The following is a 19,196-nucleotide window of genomic DNA, read 5'->3' as shown; positions in this document are numbered from 1 at the left end:
GGAACAGGGCCAGCGGCGGCCATCCAGGCTCGCCCTTCACCGCCGCCGAGATGCCAGCCAGATGGCGGTCGATCTCGGTCCAGTCGAGCAGCGCAGCAAGCTCCGCCAACGAAGACGCCGCCCGAGGTTCCGGACGCGCGATGAGATCCTCCTGGCCAATCCGCCGACGCGCCATCGTCACCTCCTACCGGTGCCGCCATGGAATCAGAGTACGCCGCGTCGCCTCAAGCACTTCCGCGCACAGGTCTCGTGGTACCAAGTCCCCGAGAGCGTGACTCGTCGAGGATTCCCGTACGAGCGGCGCGCTGATTCAACATGGCGGCCAGCGGAGGTTCGCCATGCCCATCCCACTCCGGGCTGATTTCGATGCGGGCGGACTACGCACCGCAGCGCGGCAGACGAAGAACGCGGCCCAGGCTCGCCGCCTACTGGCCTTGGCCGCGATCTACGATGGGGCATCACGCACCGAGGCCGCTCGGATCAGCGGGGTGACGCTGCAGATCGTGCGGGATTGGGTCCTGCGGTTCAACGCCGAAGGCCCGGCCGGGCTGGCCGGCCGCAAGGCGCCAGGCCAGGCACCACGGCTGAACGACAGTCACCGGGTGGCCCTGGCTGCGGTGCTGGAGAGCGGCCCGATGCCGGCCATCCACGGGGTGGTGCGGTGGCGGCTGATCGACCTTTGCCAGTGGTTGTGGGAGGAGTTCCGGGTCACGGTGGCCAAGCAGACGATGAGCCGCGAGGTGCGCGCGCTCGGCTATCGCAAGCTCTCGGCCCGGCCGCGCCACCATGCGCAGGCGGAGGGCGCGGTCGATCTTTTTAAAACAGCTTCTCCGCCCGCCTGGAGGAAGTCGCGCGCGAGAAGGGCGTTGCCGCCAGCGCCCTAGAGATCTGGTTCGCCGATGAGGCCAGAGTGGGCCAGAAGAACAAGATCACCCGGCGCTGGGCCCGACGCGGCACCAGGCCCGTGGCGCGGCAGGATCAGCGGACGGCCTCGACCTACATCTTCGGCGCCATCTGCCCCAAGGCAGGCAAGGCCGCGGGCCTCGTCCTTCCCTACTGCAACACCGCAGCCATGAGCCTGCACCTGGCCGAGATCTCGGCGGCCGTGGCGCCGGGCGCGCATGCCGTGCTGCTGCTCGATCAGGCCGGATGGCATCTGTCGGAGAAGCTCGAGGTGCCGCCCAACATCACCCTCATCCCGCTGCCGCCGAAATGCCCCGAGCTCAACCCGGTGGAAAACACCTGGCAGTTCATGCGCGACAACTGGCTCTCGAACCGCATCTTCCGCTGCTATGACGACATCGTCGACCACTGCTGCCACGCCTGGAACCGGCTCGTCGAACAGCCCTCAACCATCATGTCCATCGGCCTGCGCGACTGGGCTCACGGGTTCTGATCAGCAGGATTTGGTATGAGTATAGTTATGCCGCGAGAAGCGGCTGCCATAGGGCGGCAGCGCTGCCTGCCCGACCGCCAGCGCCTCACGGGCAACACTCAGTGCCGCCTTCGACATCCCTCGCATCGCTCACCTCAGGAATGCCCGTCCCAAAGCGGCAACCCAATCAGCAGGACCGATCAGGCCTTCAACCGAGCAACAGGCTCTCTGTACTTGCTTCGAAATTGCAACTAAGCGCGGTTTGGGCCGAAAAGGCAGCCGAATGCTCCCACGTCTACGCGGCTAGAATTCTTACGATAGACTGGCAGAAACCAATACCGGACCAGGTGCGTGCAATCCATTGATCTCAACGACTGCGACCGGGAGCCGATCCACATCCCGGGTGCCGTTCAGCCGCACGGCGTTCTGCTCGTGGTGGATCCGGCCTCGGAGGAGATCGTCCAGGCTGCGGGGGACATGAAGGGCATACTCGGCCATGCGCCGCCGCCGCTCAGTCGGCGGGTCGGCGAGGTTCTGGGCCTTCCCCTTGAGGACTTTGTCCGGGCGGCGGGCGTCGAGCTGCGCGCTGAGCCGGTTTATGTCGGCTCGGTCAGGCTGTCCGCCCGCGATGAAGTCGACGTCATCGCCCACCGGCGGGACCGCGTTGTCATCCTCGAACTCGAGCGCGCTCCGGCGGCCCGGCTCTCGGCCGCTCATCTGCTAGGAGAGATGCAGGCGATCGGGGCTGCGCTGGAGGCGGCGCCCGATCTGCCGCGCACCTGTCAGACCGCAGCGCATGAGCTGCGCCGCTTGACCGGCTTCGATCGGGTGATGGTCTATCGCTTCCTCGAGGACGGCTCGGGCTACGTGCTTGCGGAGGACAGGGCCGCCGAGCTGCCGTCGTTCCTGAACCACCACTACCCGGCCTCCGACATTCCCAAGCAGGCGCGCGAGCTCTACCTCCGCAACGTCATCCGCGTCATCCCTGACGTGAATTACATGCCGTCGCCGCTGAGGCCGCCGGTCTGCCCGGCCACGGCCCGTTCGCTCGACATGAGCAACTGTGCACTGCGCAGCGTGTCGCCGATCCACATTCAGTATCTGAAGAACATGGGCGTCGGCGCCTCCATGTCCGTGTCCATCGTGCGCGACGGCGTGCTCTGGGGCCTCATCGCATGCCACCACCGCACGCCAATGCCGGTGCCCTACGAGCTGCGCCAAGCGTGCAAGCGCGTCGGCCAGATCCTCTCCCAGCAGATCGCCGCGCGAGAGGAGGCTGAGGCCTACACCCAGGCACGGCGCCTTGCGGACGCGCGAGACGAGTTCCTGGTGACACTGGCGCGCGCGGAGGGGCCGATCGAAGGCGCGCTGGCCGAACACGCCCCGGAGCTGCTCGCGATCGTCCCTTCGGACGGCGTGGCAGTCTGCTGCGGCGGGCAGGTCACCGGCGCCGGCCACCGCCCGTCCGATGACGAGGTCCGGGGGTTGGCGGATTGGCTGCTGCGCGACGGCGGCGCGCAGGACCCGTTCGCCACCGACCGTTTGTCCGGATGCCACGCTCCGGCCTTGGCCTACCGCACCCTGGCAAGCGGGCTGCTGGCGACCATGGTGTCGCGCGAGGAGCCGCTGGTGGTGCTCTGGTTCCGGGCGGAGCGGGCCCAGGTGATCGAGTGGGCCGGCAACCCGCACAAGCCCGCTGAGCCCGGTTCCGTGCTCGGGACGCTCACGCCCCGCGCGTCTTTCGAGCTCTGGCGCGAGACGGTGCACGGGCGCTCGCGACCTTGGACGGCGGCCGAGGTGGACGCGGCGCGGCGGTTCCACGGCGTGGCTTTGGAACTCGGCCGGCAGCGGAGGCTGGAGCAGCTAAACAGGCAGCTCAGGCAGGCCTTGGCGGATAAGGAGGCGCTGATCGCGCAGAAGGACCTTCTGATGCGCGAGGTCCACCACCGAGTCCAGAACAGCCTGCAGCTTGTCAACTCCATGCTGCGGCTGCAGGAGGGGGAGGCGACGGAGCTGGCCGTCACGACGCGCTTCGCGGAGGCGCGGCGTCGGATCCTCGCCGTTTCCGCGACGCACCGGCGGCTCTGGCGGTCGGACCAGATCCAGAGCGTCCGCTTCGACACCTACCTGCGCGAGCTTCGGGACGACCTCGTCGAGGAGTGGGGCAGCGCCTGGGACGAGCACTTCCGGATCCGTGCGGAGCCCATGCTCGTGCCCACCGATGCGGCGGTTTCGTTGGCACTGGTCATCACGGAGCTCCTCACCAACGTCGTCAAGCACGCCTACCGAGGCGTGCCGGGGCCAGTCGATGTCATCGTCGCCGGTGGCCCGAATGGAAGCATCCGCATCGTCGTCGCGGATCAGGGGGGCGGCATGGAGCGGGCGGAGCGACCGGGCGGATTCGGGTCGCGGCTGACGCGCCTGCTCGTTGCGCAGGTGAGGGGCGAAATGGCGTTCCAGGACAACAGGCCGGGGACCAGGGTTGTTCTAACCGCGCCGCTCGCTGTCGCGGCCGAAGGGCGTGCGGCGAGCGGCGGCGGCACGCCGCCGTCGGCCTGATGCCGTGGCCGGCCACGTCTTGACCTCGAGGGAGAGCCAGGCCGGTACGCGTCTCAGGCTCCGTGCCAGAACCGCGAGCCTGCATGCCCGCCTCGACCGGATCATCGAGGCGTCCTGCCTTGGCGAGCCGCTCCACCTTCTGCGACTGCTCATCATCCACCACGCGGCCCTCGGCTCTATTGTTCCAGATCTTGAATATGCGGGTGCGGCTCGCCTCTTTCCGGGCTGGGACGGCCGTTCGCGCCTGTTGGCGCTGGAGGCCGATCTGGCCGAGTTGCGTGCCGATCCGCCGCGCCGCCTGAGTATCGAGAGGCTCTTTCAGAGCGAACAGGAGGTTTGGGGAGCGCTTTACGCGGTTGAGGGCTCCCGTCTCGGGAATCTGATCCTGCTCGGCAAGGTAGCCGAGCACGGCGATGACCTTGGACGACGCGCGACGCGGTTTCTGGCGCACCACCCCGAGGAGGCAGTTGCCTGGCCGCGGCTGGTGGCGCGGCTCGAGACGTTGGACTACCGCGGGGAAGACTTCGAGACCATGGTCCGTGGCGCCGAGTGGGTCTTCGGCGTGTACCTCATGAGTGCGGAGCGGCATCTGAGCCCGGAGCGTCGGTAACCGGCAGAGGTCGCCTCCCCTGCGGTGGTGTAGCAGCGCTGGCTCCTGGCGGGCTGTGCCGCGGGGTCAGGCTGGCACGGCGGGCAGGCTGACGTGGCCAGCATTGCTGATGGCACTGATCGTTTGCAGGCTCATACAGCGCGCGCGCCGGGTGGCCTACTCGTCGGATTGCTCAAGGAGGATGGCGCCGGCGAGCCTCACGACGGCGGCCTTGTTGGGAAAGATGCCAACCACGTCGGCACGGCGCTTGATCTCGCCGTTCGGACGCTCGATCAGGTTGGTGCCGTGCAACTTCGTCCGGTGCGCGGCGGGAAGTGCATGTAGGCGAGCACCTCCTCCTCGGCGCTGTCCATCAGCGCAGCGAGCGTCGGCACCTTGGGGCGGCGCTGGTCGGCCACGGTGCGCCACTGCCGCTCGGCCTTCGCTTGGATCGGCACCGCCTTCGTCAAAGCCGATGCTCCGGCCGGCCATGCCCGGTGGCGCCGGGTTGCCGACCAGCTCCGCTCGAAAGTCCCAAGGCTTGCCAAACCGAGGGATGCCGTCGGGAGTGACGTCCTGGCCCACAGGGACGTCCCGCGCGAGCGCCGCGCCAGGATCCATTCCAGCGACCCGACCGAGCGGCTCAACGGCGAGATCAAGCGCCGTACGGATGTGGTCGGCATGTTCCCGAACGAAGCCGTCCTCACCAGGCTGATCGGCGCCATTCTCCTTGAGCAATCCGACGAATGGGCCACCCGGCAATCCCGCTACATAATTCTCGAAGCAATCCACACCGCCAGCGATACCGCACCCGTCAGCCTGCCCGCCCTGGCCAAATGACGCGGCGACCCGGCCCGCCAGGGATCATCGCTTCTTACACCACGCAATGGGGCACGACCGAAGGTGGCCGGCGCCGCCTCGCGCAGCACCTCGTCGTTGGGCATGTGCGCCGGATGGAAGGGTGCGTCTCGCGCCGTGACGGCTTGCAACCGGCCGGGGCGGCCCGCAACCTTGGCGCCAGCCACCGGGCCCAGGCTGGACCGGCAACCACCATGGAGGAACGCGCATGGAATTGGACCGCGACGCCGCCGCAGTGCTGGAGATGATCCGCACCGCCGGCCGGCCGCCCTGGCACACGCTGAGCCCGGACGAGGCGCGCGCCTCCTACATGGCGGGCCGCCAGGCAACCGCGCCGGAGCCGATGCCGGTCGCGGTGGTGAAGGACCTCGTCGCGCCCGGCCCGCACGGCCCCATCCCGCTGCGGCTCTACCGGCCGGCAGCGGCACCCGCAGCAGGTGCGGCCGCGCTGGTGTTCTTCCACGGCGGGGGTTGGGTGCTCGGCAATCTCGAATCCCATGACGGCATGTGCCGGCACCTCGCCGAGCGCAGCGGCTGCGTGGTGGTGGCGGTGGACTACCGGCTGGCGCCGGAGCGTAAATTCCCGGCGCCGCTGGATGATGCCGGCGCCGCCACCGCCTGGGTCGCGGCGCAGGCCGGGGCGCTTGGGCTGGATCCGGCGCGAATCGCGGTCGGCGGTGACAGTGCCGGCGGCAACCTCGCGGCGGCGCTCTGCCTCATGGCGCGTGACGCCGGCGGGCCGGCCATCGCCTGGCAGATGCTGCTCTACCCGGCCACCGATTTCGCCATGGACACACCGTCCCACCGCCGCTTCGAGGACGGGCATCTGCTGACCCGCGAGAGCATGCTGTGGTTCCGCGACCACTACCTGAACAACACGGCGGAGGCCGCGGATTGGCGCGCCTCGCCGCTGCGCGCGGCAAGCGTCGCCGGGCTGCCGCCGGCACTGGTGCTGACCGCCAGCCACGACCCGCTGCGCGACGAGGGCGAGGCCTATGGGCGAAGGCTGGCCGAAGCCGGCGTGCCGGTCACGCTGTGGCGCGTGCCGGGGCAGATCCACGGCTTCCTGCCGATGGGCAAGGCCATCGCCGCCTCGGCCAGGGTGCTGGACCGGTTGGCGGCGATGATGCGCGGGGCGCTGGGCTGGTAAGGGGGACGGGGTGGCGCTGCCGAAGCGCTACCCCTCCAGCTTGATCCCCGCCGCCTCGATCACCTGCTTCCAGCGCGCCCGCTCGCTGAGGATGGTTGCAGATGCCTGCTCCGGCGTATCGGTGGCGAGGGGCTCGAGGCCGGTCTCGACCATCCGTCCCGCCACATGCGGATCGGCCAGCGCGCGGTTGAAGGCGGCGTTCACCGCCATGATGATCGGCCGCGGCGTGCCGGAGGGCACGGCGATGTAGTTGTAGGCGGTCGCCTCGAAGCCCGGCACCGTCTCGCCCACCGTCGGCACATCGGGCAGCAGCGGGTTGCGCTTTTCCGAGGTGACGGCAACCCGATGCAGCCCGCCATTCTCGCTGAGCTTCAGCATATCGGAGATGGTGCCGAAGCACATGTGCACCCGGCCGGCCAGCAGTTCCGGCCCATACTGGCTGATGCCGCGATAGGGCACGTGCAGCATCTGGATATCGGCCAGCCGGCACAGCATCTCGCCCGAGAGATGGTTGGAGGAGCCGACGGAACTGCTGGCATAGGTCAGCGCGCCCGGCCGCTGCTTCGCCAGAGCGACGAGGCCGGCGATGTCGCGCACGCCGAGCGAGGGATGCACCAGCAGCAGGTTCGGTGCCCGCATCACGCTGCCGGTGGCGACCAGATCCTTGTCCGGGTCGTACTGCAGATTCGGCAGCAGCGACGGGTTGATGATCTGCGTCGCCGGCGTGCCGTAGAACAGCGTGTAGCCATCGGGCGCGGAGCGCGCGACATGCACGGCACCGATCGAGGTCGCGCCGCCTGGGCGATTGTCGATCATTACCGGTTGGCCGAGAAAGCTGCCGAGCTTCTCCGCCAGCAGCCGGCCGACGACATCGACGGAACCGCCCGCGCCGAAGGGGATGACCAGGCGGACAGGGCGGCTCGGCCAGGTCTCGGCAAGGGCCGGCGCCGCCAGGAATGGCGTGGCAAGGGCGCCGCGCAGCGCAGCACGGCGCGAAATCCTGACACTGAGCGGCATGTCTTCCTCCCGGGCGCCAGCTGCGTGGCGATTTCGATAGCATGAGCGGGCATCGATGGCGGCCGCTGGGAGCAATGTCAACGCATCGTAACCACCATCGCGCGACATGCAGCGTTGCGACAATCGGCATGATGCCGCTGCGCGCAACGGTGGTGCGCGCAGCGTCGTGGCGTGCAGCCGCGGCGCAATCCGCCGCCGCCCTCGCGATGCGCCCAGGCCGCCTCGCCAGGGATTCTCATGCCGGAACGACCCGAACTCGCTTCCTGCTGGACCACGAGATGATCGGCACCCCGGGCTGGAACCAAGCCAGAGCGACGGCCATCTGCCGGGTGATGCGGCCCGCCTCCACCGAGGCAGCCCCCGTAAGCCTGGGCTCGGCCCATGAGGCAAGCAAGCATGAGCAAGACCCCATATGAAATCCTGGGCGTGCAGCCCGACGCCTCGCACGAGCAGATCCGCAGCGCCTACCGCCGCCTGGCGCGGAAGCTCCACCCCGACCTGAACCCGGGCGACCGGGCGGCGGAGGAGAGGTTCAAGGAGGTGGGCGCGGCCTATGACCTGCTCGGCGATGCCGAGAAGCGTGCCCGCTACGACCGCGGCGAGATCGACGCCTCGGGCGCCGAACGCCCGCAGCAGCATTACTACCGCGACTTCGCCGAAGGCGCCGCCGGCGGGCCCTATTCCTATGCAAGCGATGCCGGCTTCGCGGACATGGCGGATGCCGACGACCTGCTGTCCCAGCTGTTCGGCCGGGCCGCCGGCGGGCGCGGCGGCGGCACCATCCGGATGCGCGGCGGCGATCTGCAGGGCAGGCTGACGCTGGAGTTCCTGGAAGCGGTCAACGGCACGACGAAGCGGCTGAGCCTGCCGGATGGCTCGACCGTCGACGTCACCGTGCCGCCCGGGACGCGCGACGGCCAGGTGCTGCGGCTGCGCGGCAAGGGCAGCGCCGGGCGCGGCGGCGGCCCGCCGGGCGACCTGCTGGTGGAGATCGAGGTCGGCCAGCACCGGCATTTCACCCGGAAGGGCGACGACATCCACCTCGACCTGCCGGTCAGCCTGACCGAGGCCGTGCTCGGCGGCAAGATCGAGGTGCCGACGCCCACCGGCCCAGTCACCATGACCGTGCCCAAAGGGTCGAACTCCGGCACGGTCCTGCGGTTGAAGGGGCGCGGCGTACTGCGGCCGGATGGCACCCGCGGCGATGGCTATGTCACGCTCAGGATCGTGTTGCCGGATCAGCCGGACCCTGAGCTCGGGGCATTCGCCGAGCGCTGGACGGCCGGGAAGGCGCATAAACCGAGGGCAGGGATGGAGGGGTAGATGCTCGAGAGCCGCGAATTCCTGCTGCGGGCGCGGCTCGACGCCGCCTCGCTGGAGAGCTGGATCGAGGCCGGCTGGCTGCTGCCGCAGGAGGCGGGGCCGGAGCGCAAATTCACCGAGCTCGACCTCGCCAGGGCCCGGCTGATCCATGAGATGCGGGAGGCCATGGGCGTGAACGACGAAGGGGTCGCCATCGCGCTCGATCTGCTCGATCAGGTGCATGGCCTGCGGCACGCGCTGCGGCGGCTGAGCGCGGCGCTGCAGGCGGCGCCGGAGCCGGTGCGTCGTGACTTGCTGGCACGACTGCGCGACGGCGCCGATGAGGAGCCGTCAACCGCCGGGTGACCGCAGCTCACGGGCGCCGGGCCCACGCCCGGCGCCCGTGGCGTCACCTGCCCCGGTCGGATGCCGGGCCGTGCCCTACCAGTGCAGCAGGTCCAGTGCCGAGCGGGCTTCCTTTCGCCGGCCGCGATCCTGGTGCTGCGCCGAAAGGGCTTCCAGCTGCGCCAGGCGCTCGGCCGGGATGCCCGGTGCCTGCCGCCACTGCGCGCCGACGTCGCAGAGCCGGTCGAGCACGCCGATGGCAGCATTCCAGTACCATTCCTGCTCCCGCGCATCGACGGCGTTGCGGGCGCGCCGCGCGATCAGTCGCGCCGCCTCGCTTGCCATGCTGCGGTCGTCGCCGCTGGACAGCGCGACCTCGAACAGGTGGTGCTGCGCGTCCTTGCCGAACCAGCGCCACAGGCGCCGGAGGTTCAGGAACCCGCCCGTAGCGGGGACCGCCGGCTGAAGCGTATCCTGGCCGGGCGCCCGGGCAAGGACCTCCTCGGCGAGAAGCTGGCGCAGCAGGCGGGCGCGCTCCTCATCCAGCCCATCGTTGGTGCCGATGATTCGCGGCGCAAAGGCCTTGAGGCGCTGGCGCACCCGGTGCGGCATGTGATCGTTGATCGACACCGCGAAGGTCTGGATCAGCGGCGAGGCGGTTCGCGGCGCGTCCGAGTGATCCTCACCCGCCAAGAAGGCGACGAGGGACATCAGGCACATCCTGCGCTCGCCCGGATTGCCGATGGTTCCACTGACCAGCTCAACCTGTTCGAAAGCCCGTTCCAGTCTCAGAGTGAGGTCCATGGGGCGTCCCTCGTCTGCTGTTCGTCAGGCGCTCTCACTACGCTTCCAAGTAATCCAGCAAGAACAGCGCAGTTTCCATGCCGTTGCCGCCTACTCCCGGAAGCTTGAAGACTGTTATCCGCCAAAGCGGGAGCAGCAGCGGTCACCCGGACGCCTTTGACTGGCAGCTTGCGCGGTGCCCGCCGCGGGATGAGGCGCGCATCGCCAAGCCTAGCCGGAGCATCGGCGCGAGCACGGCAGGACATCGGCCGGCCTCGCCTGGGGTGCAGGCCATTGCGGCGGGACCATCTGCGGGGTCAGGGTACAGGCTGCGGCTCGACCGAGGAGGAACGCCATGCCGGCCACGCCGATGCCTGTCGCGCCGATCGGCGCAACGGATTGCCACATGCACATCTACGGCCCGCCGGACCGCTATCCGGTGGCGCCGACCAACCCCTCGCCGGTGCCCTTCGCCAGCGATTTGGTGGCCTATCGGAAGGTCCAGGCGCGGCTCGGCCTCAGCCGCATGGTGGTGGTCCAGCCGGCGGCCTATGGCACCGACAACCGCTGCACCCTGGACGCGGTGGCGGCCCTGGGGCCGCAGGCGGCACGGGCGGTGGTGGCGGTCACGCCGGAGACCCCGATGGAGGAGCTCCACCGCCTCCACGCCGCCGGCGCCCGCGGCGCCCGCGCCGTCATGCTGCGCGGCGGCATCCTGCCCTGGGACCGGCTGGGCGCGCTGGCGGCGCATGTCGCGCCACTCGGCTGGCATGTGCAATTGCAGTTCGACGGCGGCGAATTGCCGATGCGGGAGGCACTGATCCGCAACCTGGCCTGCCCGGTGGTGATCGACCACATCGGCCGCTTCCATGCGCCGGTGACCCCGGAGGCGCCGGCGGTGCGCGTGCTGCTGCGGCTGCTGGAGAGCCGACGGGCCTGGGTGAAGGCCTCCTCGCCCTATGGCGTGTCGCGGCGCGGCCCGCCAGAGTATGCCGACGTCGCCGCCATCGCCCGGGCGGTGATCGCGGCGGTGCCGGAGCGCGTGGTCTGGGGCTCCAACTGGCCGCATCCCAACGCGCCGGAGCCAAAGCCGGATGAGGCGGCGCTGCTCGGCCTGCTCGCCGCCTGGACGCCGAGCGAGGCGACGCGCCAGGCGATCCTGGTGGAGAACCCGGCCCGGCTCTACGATTTCTGAGCGCCTGCGCGGATCACCCCGGCCGGGCCACCACCCGGACGGTATCGAGCAGCCGGTCCATCGCCGCCTGGAACTCCGGCCCCGGCAGGTAGCCGTCGGTATCCCCGGCCCGTTCCAGGAAATTGCGCCAGGCCGGGCCCGTCATCGCCTGACGGAACCGGTCATGCAACGCGCGGACGATCTCATCCGGCGTGCCGGCGGGCACCACCCAGCCCTTCATGTTCTCGATGACCGCATCGTAGCCGAGTTCCTTCAGGGTCGGCGCATCCGGGTATTGCGGGGCCCGCTCGGTTGAGGCGACCGCCAGCACGCGGATCAGCCCGGCATCGGCGAGGCCGCGGAACTCCTCCGGATGCGCAGCCGCGAGATCGATCTGCCTGGCGGCGACCGCCTGCACCGAGGGCGCGCCGCCGGTGTAGGGCGAGTGCAGCATCTCCATCTGCGCCTGGCGCTCCAGCACCAGGAAGGCGGCGTGCGGGATGGAGCCGATGCCGGAAGTGCCATAGCTCACCGTGCCCGGCCTGGCGCGCGCCGCGGCGATGGCATCCGGCAAGGTGGCGAAGCGGCTGTCGGTGCGGGTGAAGATGAACAGCCGCTGCCGCATCAGCCGCATGATGGCGCGGAAGCTGCGCTTCGGGTCATAGGGCAGGTCGCGGAAGGCGGGCAGGCTGGTGGTCTCGCTGCCGCCCGCCATGAACAGCGTATGGCCGTCCGGCGGCTGGGTGGCGACGAATTGCGCGGCGATCGAACCGCCGGCGCCGGGCCGGTTGGTGACGACCAGCGGCTGGGTGAACAGCGGCCCGGCATCCTCGCAGATGGCGCGGGCGATCTGGTCGGCACCGCCGCCCGGCGCGAAGCCGATGATGCATTGCACCGGCCGGCTGGGCTGCCAAGAGGCGCGGGCCGGCCGGGCGATGGTGGAGCCGGCCAGCGCGCCGGCGCCCATGGTGACGATGAGCCTGCGGCGTCCAGTCATGGTGTACCTCCCTTCGTTGCGGCCGAGCATAAGCGCGGCGGCGAACGCCGGGATAGCCGCTTGAAGGGCTGCGGGAATTACTGCCCCAGCCGGTAGACCCGGCTGGCGGTGCCGGAGAACAGCGCCGTCCGTTCCTCCGCCGACCAGCCCGCGGTGACCCGCTTGTAGGCGTTCCACAGCGCGACATAGCTGCAGGCACCCTTGTCGACCGGAAAGTTGCTCTCGAACATGCAGCGCTTGGCGCCGAAGGCGGCGACGCAGGTCTCGATATAGGGCCGCCAGGCCTCGGCCAGCTCCTCGGAGGAGGGCGGCAGCGCCTGGCCATAGCAGGCGCAGTTGAACAGCCGCATGCCGAAGCCGCCGAGCTTCACATGGACGTTCGGGAAAGCGGCCAGGCTGCGCATGGAAGCGCTCCATTCCGCCATCACATGCGCCTGCCGGCCAACATAGGGGCCGATGTTCAGCGGCCCGCCGACATGATCGAGGATGATGGTGGTCTCCGGGAAGGCATCCGCCAGGTCGCGCAGCTCCGCCAGCTGGGTGTGGAACATCCAGGCGTCGAAGCTCAGGCCGAGCGGCGCCAGGCAAGCGAAGCCGGCGCGGAAATCCGGGTCCAGGTACAGGCCGGGCGGCGGCGAGGTGGAGGAGCCCTTGGCCGCCGGATCCGGGTGCCAGGCGGCGCTGTGGCGGATGCCACGGAAGTGCCCGGCGCCGGCATCGATCTGCGCCCGCAGCAATTCATCGGCCCGTGGCCCGGCGCGCAGATCGACATGGCCGACGATGCCGGCGCAGGCGCCGGCCGCGGCCTGTGGCCCGGCGGCGCATTCGGCTGCCGCCGCGGCGGCGAATTCGGTCTCGCCCAGCGGCGCCAGAAATGGGTCGCCGCCCTGCCGGTAGCGCGCCTTGCATTCGATGAAGACGGTGGCCCGCACCGCATGGCCGCTGGTGATATCGGCCAGCAGGTCCGGCAGCAGGTAGGGATTGCCCTCGCGGTCCCAGAGGTGGTGGTGCGGATCGACGATCGGCAGCGCCGGCTCCAGCACCGGCTCTGGCCGCGAGGCGAGCCAGTCCGGGCGGACGGGCAGGTGCGGGCTGGGTGCGGTCGTCGTCATCCCGGACTCCTTTGCGGCGGCGCATGGGGCGGGGCGCAGCCTGCCCGGGGATGGCGGCGGTGTCGACCGCACGAGCACGCCGGAGGCGGCGTGGTCGATGTGACGCGCGGCGGTGCGGGCCACCGGCGCCAGGACCGATTGGCCCGAGCGACCGGGCAATTGCCACCTGATACGCGGCGTCACCGGCCAGGCCCACCATTCCTGCCGAACTCCCCTCGCCACGGCATTCAGCGGGAGAACGGCAATGGCATTCGGAATTCGGCTGTACGGCGTGGAATGGCGCGACCTGTTCGCCGCGGCTCTCGCCTATATCGGCAGCTTCATCGCGGCGATCGACTACGCCCTCGCCCGGCTGCCGTTCATGAGCAGCTTCTGATGCGGCAGCACGGGCCGCGGCAGGGCGTGTCTCGCCCTGCCGCGGCAGCGGCCCGGTTTAGCGTCGCGTCCGCGGCGCCGGTGGCGCGACCGGGGCGGCAGGCAGGGAGACGCTATCCAGCAGCTGCTGCGCCGCATTGGCATGTGCCTGCACCACCGGCAGGTATTTCGCAGCGAAGGCCTTCAGATCAGGGTCGGAGCCGGACTGCGCCTGCTGCCGGAACAACGCCAGTTGCAGCTCATGATCCTGCACCTGCTGGATCATGTACTGCTGGTCGAAGGCCGTCCCGCTCAGCATCGAGAGCTGCCGGTTGGCGTTAACCCGTCCGGGGTCCAGCGTGGTCGGCGGGATCACCCCCTTCCGGCCCGCGATGGCGATCAGCTCCTGGTTCGCCGCGCTATGGTCCCGTTCCATGTGCTCGCCGAACTGCTTGACTGCGGGGTTGGAGGAATAGCGCTGCGCCATCTGGCCGAGCGCCACCTCACTCATGCCACCGGCCGCGGCCTGCATGATGAAATTGTTGTCCGCCGACGACAGCGAGGGGCTGCCCTGCCCCGTGCAGGCCCCGAGCCCGAGCGCCGCCACCATCAGGATTGTTCGAAACTGCCACATCCACCTGTCCTCCTTCGCTTGCGCGAATGGCAAACCGGCAGCCGCGGCCGGGTTGCCTTCGCGGCAGCGGAATGGTGGCGGGACATACCGACGAGCCGGGCTGGCTGCCGCGGCATCCGGCATTCCAGGGCGCCGGAACCTGGCAGGATCAGGAGCCGCCCGTCTCAGCGGGACAGCGGCTACGGGTTCTCGGCGCGGCGCCGCTCCAGGTCGCGCCAGCGGGCGACGTTGCGGTTGTGCTCCTCCAGCGTACGGGCGAAGGCATGGCCGCCGCTGCCGTCGGCGACGAAGTACAGTTCATCCGTCTCGGCCGGGCGCAGCACCGCGCGCAACGCCGCCAAGCCGGGGGCGGCGATCGGCGCCGGCGGCAAACCGCGGTTGCGGTAAGTGTTGAAGGGGTGGTCGCGGTCGAGGTCGGCGCGGCTCAGCGGCCGGTCCAGCACCCCGCCGCCGGCCGCTGCATAGGCGATGGTGGGGTCGGATTGCAGCGGCATGCCACGCCGCAGCCGGTTGAGGAAGACAGCGGCCACCCGCGACCGCTCCGCCGCCACCCCGGTCTCCCGCTCGACGATCGAGGCCAGGATCAGCGCCTCCCGCGGGGTGGCCAGCGGCAGCCCCTCGCCGCGGGTGTTCCAGGCCTCGGACAGCGCCGCCTGCATCGCCAGTTCGGCCCGGCGCAGCAGCGCGGCGCGGTCGTCGCCCCATTGATAGGCGTAGGTCTCCGGCAGGACCATACCCTCGGCCGGGGCGGTGGCGGTGCCGGTCAGCCCCTCGGCACGATCCAGCAGCGCCAGGATCTGCCGGGCAGTGAGCCCTTCCGGAATGGTCAGTCGGCGCTGCACCGGGCGGGCCTGGCGCAGGATGCCCAGCACCTCGGCCATCGAGGCGCCAGCCGGGAAGGCGAATTCAGCCGCCCGCAGCGCCCCCTGGTCGCGAGTCAGCCAGGCGGCGGCGAGGAAGAGGCGGGGCTGGTCGATGATGCCGGCGCTAGTCAGGGCGGCGGCGATGGCCTCGGTGCCGCCGCGCGGCACCACCAGTTGCGCTGGCGCCGCCAGCGGCCCGGCAGCGCGGTAGAATTCCCACGCCTGCCATGCACCCAGACCACCGAGCACCGCCAGGGCGAGCACGGCCCCGCCAAACCAGCGGAGCATCCTGCGCCCCAGGCTCATCCTCGGGGTATGGCCGTCAGGGGGCGGCGCGGAAGACGATGCTGGCGTTGGTGCCGCCAAAGCCGAAGCTGTTCGACAGCGCCACCGTGATCGGCCGCTCCTGCGCCACCTTGGCGACCCGATCGATCGGGCTCTCGCGCGACGGCTGCTCGAGGTTCAGGGTCGGCGGCGCCACCCGGTCGCGGATCGCCAGGATGGAGAAGATGCCCTCCACCGCCCCGGCCGCGCCCAGCAGATGCCCGATCGCCGATTTGGTCGAGGACATCGCCAGCCCGCGGGCATCGTCGCCCCACAGCCGCTCCACCGCCCCCAGTTCCAGATCGTCGCCGAGCGGCGTCGAAGTCCCATGGGCGTTGACGTACTGCACCTCGGCCGGGGCCACGCCGGCACTCCGCAGCGCCGCGCGCATGGAGCGGTAGGCGCCGTCACCGGTCTCGGAGGGAGCGGTGATGTGATAGGCATCGCCCGACATGCCGTAGCCGATCACCTCGGCATAGATCTTCGCGCCGCGCTTCTTCGCGTGTTCGTATTCTTCGAGCACCACGACGCCAGCGCCCTCGCCCATCACGAAACCGTCGCGCCCCTCGTCCCAGGGGCGGGAGGCCTGCTGCGGCGTCCCGTTGAAGGCGGTGGAGAGGGCGCGGGAGGCGCAGAAGCCGGCCATGCCGATCTCGCTGACCGCGGCCTCGGCCCCGCCGGCGACCATCACATCCGCATCACCGAAGGCGATCAGCCGCGCCGCGTCGCCCAGCGCATGGACCCCGGTCGCGCAGGCGGTGACGACGGCATGGTTCGGCCCCTTGAAGCCGTAGCGGATGGAGATATGGCCGGAGGCCAGGTTGATCAGCGCCGAGGGAATGAAGAAGGGCGAGACGCGCTTTGCCTTGCCGGCGGCGATCTGCTGCGACGCCTCGTAGATGGTGGTCAGACCGCCGATGCCGGAGCCGATCATCACCCCGGTGGCGGCCTGGTCTTCCTCCGCCTTGGGCAGCCAGCCCGAATCCTCCACCGCTTCCACCGCCGCCACCACGGCAAGCTGGATGAAGCGGTCCATCTTCTTCTGGTCCTTGACCGGGATCCACTCGTTGAGGTCGAGCTTCCCCTCGGCGCGGGAGCCGATCGGCACCTGGCCGGCGATCTTGGCCGGCAGATCCTTCACGTCGAAGGACTGGATGGCCGAGATGCCGCTTTCGCCTGCCAGCAGGCGCTTCCAGACATTCTCGACTCCCAGCCCGAGCGGGCAGGCGATGCCCATGCCGGTGACGACCACTCGCCGCGGTGCGGCGTCGTTCGGGAACACGCTCAGCCTCTCCGTCGTTCCAGGGATCCGCCCGCCGCCACCGTCAGCCCTTCTGGCCTTCAATATAGGCGATGGCGTCCTTTACCGTGGTGATCTTCTCGGCCGCATCATCCGGGATCTCAACCCCGAAGGCTTCCTCGAAGGCCATGACCAGCTCGACGGTGTCGAGGCTGTCGGCGCCCAGGTCGTCGATGAAGGATGCGTCCTCGGTCACCTTGGCCTCGTCAACGCCGAGGTGTTCGACGACGATCTTCTTAACCTTCTCGGCGGTCTCGCTCATCGGGTACCAGTCTCCATGCTGCGGCGCTTGTCCCGGTTACCTCAACGCCCAGACAGTGCTGAAGGCGCCAACGGGATAACCCGGGGGCGGGCGCGGGGGTTAACACGGAACCCGGAGCGGGCCTAGGCGGTGTTTGCGGCCCTGGCAAGCCCCCTCCCCCAGGTTTGCCTGGCTTCGGCCACCGGTTGCGGCGATTTGGCGTGGCTTCGGGCGGGGCGGCCGGGCGGTCACGATGTTCTGCCGTAGATGTCAGCCGGCCGATTCGGCATCCAAACGCTACCCGGCGGCTCACCGCGCGCCGCCGGCGGCCGCCTCCGCCACCTCGCGGAACAGCCGCGCCGGCAGGGTACCGCCGCGGACGTCATCCATCGGCCGGGCATCGTCGTTGCCGAGCCAGACGCCGATCACCGCCTGGCCGGCCCAGCCGATAAACCAGGCGTCACGGAAATCCTGGGTGGTGCCGGTCTTGCCGGCCACGGTGCGGCCGGGGATCGCCGCCGCCCGCCCGGTGCCGCGCGCCACCACCGCCTCCAGCATCCGTCGCAGCGCCGCGGCATGCTCCGGCGCCACCACCCGCTCGGCGGTGCGGCGCGGCAGCGGCACCGCCCTGCCCTCGGCCCGGGCGGCGGCGATGCCGAAGGGGGTGACCCGCACCCCGCCATTGATGAAGGCGGCATAGGCGGCGGTGAGGTCGAGCAGGGTCACCTCCCCGGTGCCGAGCGCCAGGGAGGCATCGTTCGGAAAGCGCCCCTCGATGCCGAGCCGGCGCGCCACCGCCGCCGCCGCGCGGGCCCCGCCGCCGCGCAGCAGCACCCGGACGGCGGCGGTATTGACGCTGTGCGCCAGCGCCTCCTCCAGGCTGATCTCGCCGCGGCTCCGCCACTGGCCGTTGCCGGGCGACCAGCCGCCGAGGTTCAGCGGCCCGTCCGCCACCGCATCCTCCGGCCCCAGCCCATGCTCCAGCGCCGCCAGGAAGACCACCGGCTTGAAGGCGGAGCCCGGCTGGCGGCGGGCGTCGGTGGCGCGGTTGAACTGGCTGGCGCGGTAGTCACGGCCGCCGGCCATGGCGCGCACCGCGCCGCTGCCGGCCTCCAGCACCACCACCGCACCCTGGGTGACGCCGGCCCGCGCGCCGGGGCCGGCCAGCAGCGCCTCCAGCCGCGCCTCCACCAGCGCCTGCAGCCGCGGCTCCAAGGTGCCGCGCAGGGTCAGGTCGGCATTGCCGGGGAAGCTCTCCGCCACCCCCTCCAGCGCCCAATCGGCGAACCAGCCCGCCTGGCGGGATTGCGGCGGCGGCAGGCGGATGCGGTCCAGCTCGGCATTCATCTGCGCCAGGGAAATGGCGCCGGCGGCCACCATGATCTCCAGCACCTCGGCGGCGCGGGCCACCGCGATGTCAGGCGAGGCGCGCGGATTGTAACGGGAGGGTGCCTTGGGCAGCCCGGCGAGCAGCGCCGATTGCCACAGCACCAGCCGCCGCGCCGGCACCCCGAAGAACAGCCGGGCGGCCGCATCGACCCCATAGGCGCCAGCGCCGAGATAGACCCGGTTGAGGTAGATCTCGAGCAGCTCGTCCTTGGTGAAGCGACGTTCGAGCCAGAGCGCCAGCAGCGCCTCCTGCACCTTGCGGCGGAAGTTGCGCTCGGGCGAGAGGAACAGGTTCTTGGCAAGCTGCTGGGTGAGGGTGGAGCCGCCCTGGACCACTTCCCCGGCCTGCCAATTCGCCCAGGCGGCACGGGCCAGGCCGATCGGGTCGAGGCCCCAATGGCTGCGGAAGCGGCGGTCCTCGACGGCCATGAGGGCGGCCGGCAGATGCGCCGGCAGGTCGCGCAGCCGCACCGTCTCCCCGTACAGATCGCCCTGGGTCGCCAGCATGCCGCCATTGGCGGCCAGCAGGGTAACGGAGGGGCGGCGGGTGGCGGCCGGCATGCTGTCCGGCCGTGGCAGGTCCCAGGCGAAGACCAGCAGCAGCGCGGCGAGGGCGACCAGCCCCCAGACTGGCAGCAGCACAGCCCAGCGCAGCCAGCGCCAGCCGCCGCGGCGGGGCGCGGTGGAGCGGGCGGGGTCCGGCCGCGGGGGGGCGGGGCGGGCGGCGGAAGGGGCGGGCCGGCGCGGCGCGCGCGGCTCCGCGGGGGGGGCGGGGCGGCGGCGGGCGCGGGCGGCCGGGGCCGGTGGCATGCGGCGGCAAGCATAGAGGC

17 protein-coding genes and 2 pseudogenes are annotated in these 19,196 nt (G+C 70.7%); 9 read left to right on the top strand and 10 right to left on the bottom strand.

Features of this window, described 5'->3' with window-relative positions; all coding sequences use genetic code 11:
• Positions 1-305: 305 nt before the first annotated feature.
• The 3 genes from H7965_RS22550 (at position 306) to H7965_RS22540 (ending at position 4,544) form a co-directional block, all read left to right on the top strand.
• Positions 306-1,396, top strand: a protein-coding gene (locus tag H7965_RS22550; protein WP_390624590.1) for an IS630 family transposase whose coding sequence is annotated in 2 segments (ribosomal slippage) — positions 306-843 and positions 843-1,396 — 1,092 coding nt in all. Because the reading frame shifts where the segments join, the coding sequence is not laid out codon by codon here.
• Between the two features lie 330 nt (positions 1,397-1,726).
• A complete protein-coding gene (locus H7965_RS22545; RefSeq protein ID WP_186772836.1) occupies positions 1,727-3,934 on the top strand; it encodes a histidine kinase dimerization/phosphoacceptor domain -containing protein in 2,208 nt (735 codons plus the stop codon).
• Positions 3,935-3,938: 4 nt separating this feature from the next.
• Positions 3,939-4,544: a biliverdin-producing heme oxygenase gene (locus H7965_RS22540; RefSeq protein WP_186772835.1), complete on the top strand. Its 606-nt coding sequence runs from the start codon at positions 3,939-3,941 to the stop codon at positions 4,542-4,544.
• Between the two features lie 66 nt (positions 4,545-4,610).
• Here H7965_RS22540 and H7965_RS22535 read toward each other — a convergent pair.
• Positions 4,611-4,978, bottom strand: a pseudogene (locus H7965_RS22535) (transposase); the annotation flags it as partial.
• Between H7965_RS22535 and H7965_RS22530 the strand changes: the two are divergent.
• Positions 4,956-5,363: pseudogene (locus tag H7965_RS22530) on the top strand (transposase); the annotation flags it as partial. The pseudogenes H7965_RS22535 and H7965_RS22530 sit on opposite strands and share 23 nt — an antisense overlap.
• 226 nt (positions 5,364-5,589) lie before the next feature.
• Complete coding sequence (locus H7965_RS22525) at positions 5,590-6,531, top strand: alpha/beta hydrolase (protein ID WP_186772833.1); 942 nt, start codon at positions 5,590-5,592, stop codon at positions 6,529-6,531.
• Between the two features lie 27 nt (positions 6,532-6,558).
• On the opposite strand, the gene H7965_RS22520 is transcribed toward H7965_RS22525, so the two are convergent.
• Complete coding sequence (locus H7965_RS22520) at positions 6,559-7,548, bottom strand: Bug family tripartite tricarboxylate transporter substrate binding protein (protein ID WP_186772832.1); 990 nt, start codon at positions 7,546-7,548, stop codon at positions 6,559-6,561.
• A gap of 396 nt (positions 7,549-7,944) precedes the next feature.
• On the opposite strand from H7965_RS22520, the gene H7965_RS22515 reads away from it, so the two are divergent.
• Together H7965_RS22515 and H7965_RS22510 are read left to right on the top strand one after the other, a co-directional pair.
• Positions 7,945-8,871, top strand: coding sequence for a DnaJ C-terminal domain-containing protein (locus H7965_RS22515; protein ID WP_186772831.1), 927 nt, complete (start codon positions 7,945-7,947; stop codon positions 8,869-8,871).
• Positions 8,872-9,216 (top strand): chaperone modulator CbpM, encoded by a 345-nt coding sequence (locus H7965_RS22510; protein WP_186772830.1) that lies wholly within the window; start codon positions 8,872-8,874, stop codon positions 9,214-9,216.
• Positions 9,217-9,291: 75 nt separating this feature from the next.
• Here the strand turns inward: H7965_RS22510 and H7965_RS22505 are convergent, their stop codons facing one another.
• Positions 9,292-9,906 carry a hypothetical protein gene (locus H7965_RS22505; protein WP_186772829.1) on the bottom strand — a complete coding sequence of 205 codons (615 nt, stop codon included), beginning with the start codon at positions 9,904-9,906 and terminating at the stop codon, positions 9,292-9,294.
• A 427-nt stretch (positions 9,907-10,333) separates the two neighbouring features.
• Here H7965_RS22505 and H7965_RS22500 point away from each other — a divergent pair, with 427 nt between their 5' ends.
• The gene (locus tag H7965_RS22500) at positions 10,334-11,173 is read left to right on the top strand and encodes an amidohydrolase family protein (RefSeq protein WP_186772828.1); all 840 of its coding nucleotides are present in this window, start codon (positions 10,334-10,336) and stop codon (positions 11,171-11,173) included.
• 13 nt (positions 11,174-11,186) lie between these two features.
• Here the strand turns inward: H7965_RS22500 and H7965_RS22495 are convergent, their stop codons facing one another.
• Both H7965_RS22495 and H7965_RS22490 read right to left on the bottom strand, forming a co-directional pair.
• The gene (locus H7965_RS22495) at positions 11,187-12,149 is read right to left on the bottom strand and encodes a Bug family tripartite tricarboxylate transporter substrate binding protein (RefSeq protein WP_186772827.1); all 963 of its coding nucleotides are present in this window, start codon (positions 12,147-12,149) and stop codon (positions 11,187-11,189) included.
• Positions 12,150-12,226: 77 nt separating this feature from the next.
• Positions 12,227-13,261 (bottom strand): amidohydrolase family protein, encoded by a 1,035-nt coding sequence (locus H7965_RS22490; protein WP_186772826.1) that lies wholly within the window; start codon positions 13,259-13,261, stop codon positions 12,227-12,229.
• Positions 13,262-13,505: 244 nt separating this feature from the next.
• Here H7965_RS22490 and H7965_RS31175 point away from each other — a divergent pair, with 244 nt between their 5' ends.
• Positions 13,506-13,637, top strand: coding sequence for a hypothetical protein (locus tag H7965_RS31175; RefSeq protein ID WP_261394342.1), 132 nt, complete (start codon positions 13,506-13,508; stop codon positions 13,635-13,637).
• A gap of 57 nt (positions 13,638-13,694) precedes the next feature.
• Here the strand turns inward: H7965_RS31175 and H7965_RS22485 are convergent, their stop codons facing one another.
• The 5 genes from H7965_RS22485 to H7965_RS22465 all read right to left on the bottom strand — a co-directional run bounded on the left by H7965_RS22485 (position 13,695) and on the right by H7965_RS22465 (position 19,176).
• Positions 13,695-14,249, bottom strand: a complete 555-nt coding sequence (locus tag H7965_RS22485) for a DUF4142 domain-containing protein (protein ID WP_186772825.1) — start codon at positions 14,247-14,249, stop codon at positions 13,695-13,697.
• A gap of 179 nt (positions 14,250-14,428) precedes the next feature.
• Positions 14,429-15,400 (bottom strand): endolytic transglycosylase MltG, encoded by a 972-nt coding sequence (gene mltG / locus H7965_RS22480; protein ID WP_186772824.1) that lies wholly within the window; start codon positions 15,398-15,400, stop codon positions 14,429-14,431.
• 34 nt (positions 15,401-15,434) lie between these two features.
• Positions 15,435-16,718, bottom strand: coding sequence for a beta-ketoacyl-ACP synthase II (gene fabF, locus H7965_RS22475; RefSeq protein WP_268239771.1), 1,284 nt, complete (start codon positions 16,716-16,718; stop codon positions 15,435-15,437).
• A gap of 43 nt (positions 16,719-16,761) precedes the next feature.
• Positions 16,762-16,998: an acyl carrier protein gene (locus H7965_RS22470; protein WP_186772823.1), complete on the bottom strand. Its 237-nt coding sequence runs from the start codon at positions 16,996-16,998 to the stop codon at positions 16,762-16,764.
• Between the two features lie 288 nt (positions 16,999-17,286).
• Complete coding sequence (locus tag H7965_RS22465; protein WP_186772822.1) at positions 17,287-19,176, bottom strand: transglycosylase domain-containing protein; 1,890 nt, start codon at positions 19,174-19,176, stop codon at positions 17,287-17,289.
• Between the last annotated feature and the right edge of the window lie 20 nt (positions 19,177-19,196).

Origin of the sequence: Siccirubricoccus deserti (assembly GCF_014283215.1) — a bacterium.
Lineage (GTDB): Bacteria > Pseudomonadota > Alphaproteobacteria > Acetobacterales > Acetobacteraceae > Siccirubricoccus > Siccirubricoccus deserti.
Note: the sequence above shows the minus strand (reverse complement) of the source record. Positions and strands in the feature narration are given on the sequence as shown.

Bases quoted from the DNA above. Each gene is read 5' to 3' on its own strand.
- H7965_RS22520 (WP_186772832.1), bottom strand. From the start codon at position 7,548: ATGCCGCTCAGTGTCAGGATTTCGCGCCGTGCTGCGCTGCGCGGCGCC.
- H7965_RS22470 (WP_186772823.1), bottom strand. From the start codon at position 16,998: ATGAGCGAGACCGCCGAGAAGGTTAAGAAGATCGTCGTCGAACACCTC.
- H7965_RS22485 (WP_186772825.1), bottom strand. From the start codon at position 14,249: ATGTGGCAGTTTCGAACAATCCTGATGGTGGCGGCGCTCGGGCTCGGG.
- H7965_RS22465 (WP_186772822.1), bottom strand. From the start codon at position 19,176: ATGCCACCGGCCCCGGCCGCCCGCGCCCGCCGCCGCCCCGCCCCCCCC.
- H7965_RS22495 (WP_186772827.1), bottom strand. From the start codon at position 12,149: ATGACTGGACGCCGCAGGCTCATCGTCACCATGGGCGCCGGCGCGCTG.
- H7965_RS22510 (WP_186772830.1), top strand. From the start codon at position 8,872: ATGCTCGAGAGCCGCGAATTCCTGCTGCGGGCGCGGCTCGACGCCGCC.
- mltG (WP_186772824.1), bottom strand. From the start codon at position 15,400: ATGCTCCGCTGGTTTGGCGGGGCCGTGCTCGCCCTGGCGGTGCTCGGT.
- H7965_RS22500 (WP_186772828.1), top strand. From the start codon at position 10,334: ATGCCGGCCACGCCGATGCCTGTCGCGCCGATCGGCGCAACGGATTGC.
- H7965_RS22525 (WP_186772833.1), top strand. From the start codon at position 5,590: ATGGAATTGGACCGCGACGCCGCCGCAGTGCTGGAGATGATCCGCACC.
- H7965_RS22515 (WP_186772831.1), top strand. From the start codon at position 7,945: ATGAGCAAGACCCCATATGAAATCCTGGGCGTGCAGCCCGACGCCTCG.
- H7965_RS22505 (WP_186772829.1), bottom strand. From the start codon at position 9,906: ATGTCCCTCGTCGCCTTCTTGGCGGGTGAGGATCACTCGGACGCGCCG.
- H7965_RS31175 (WP_261394342.1), top strand. From the start codon at position 13,506: ATGGCATTCGGAATTCGGCTGTACGGCGTGGAATGGCGCGACCTGTTC.
- H7965_RS22490 (WP_186772826.1), bottom strand. From the start codon at position 13,261: ATGACGACGACCGCACCCAGCCCGCACCTGCCCGTCCGCCCGGACTGG.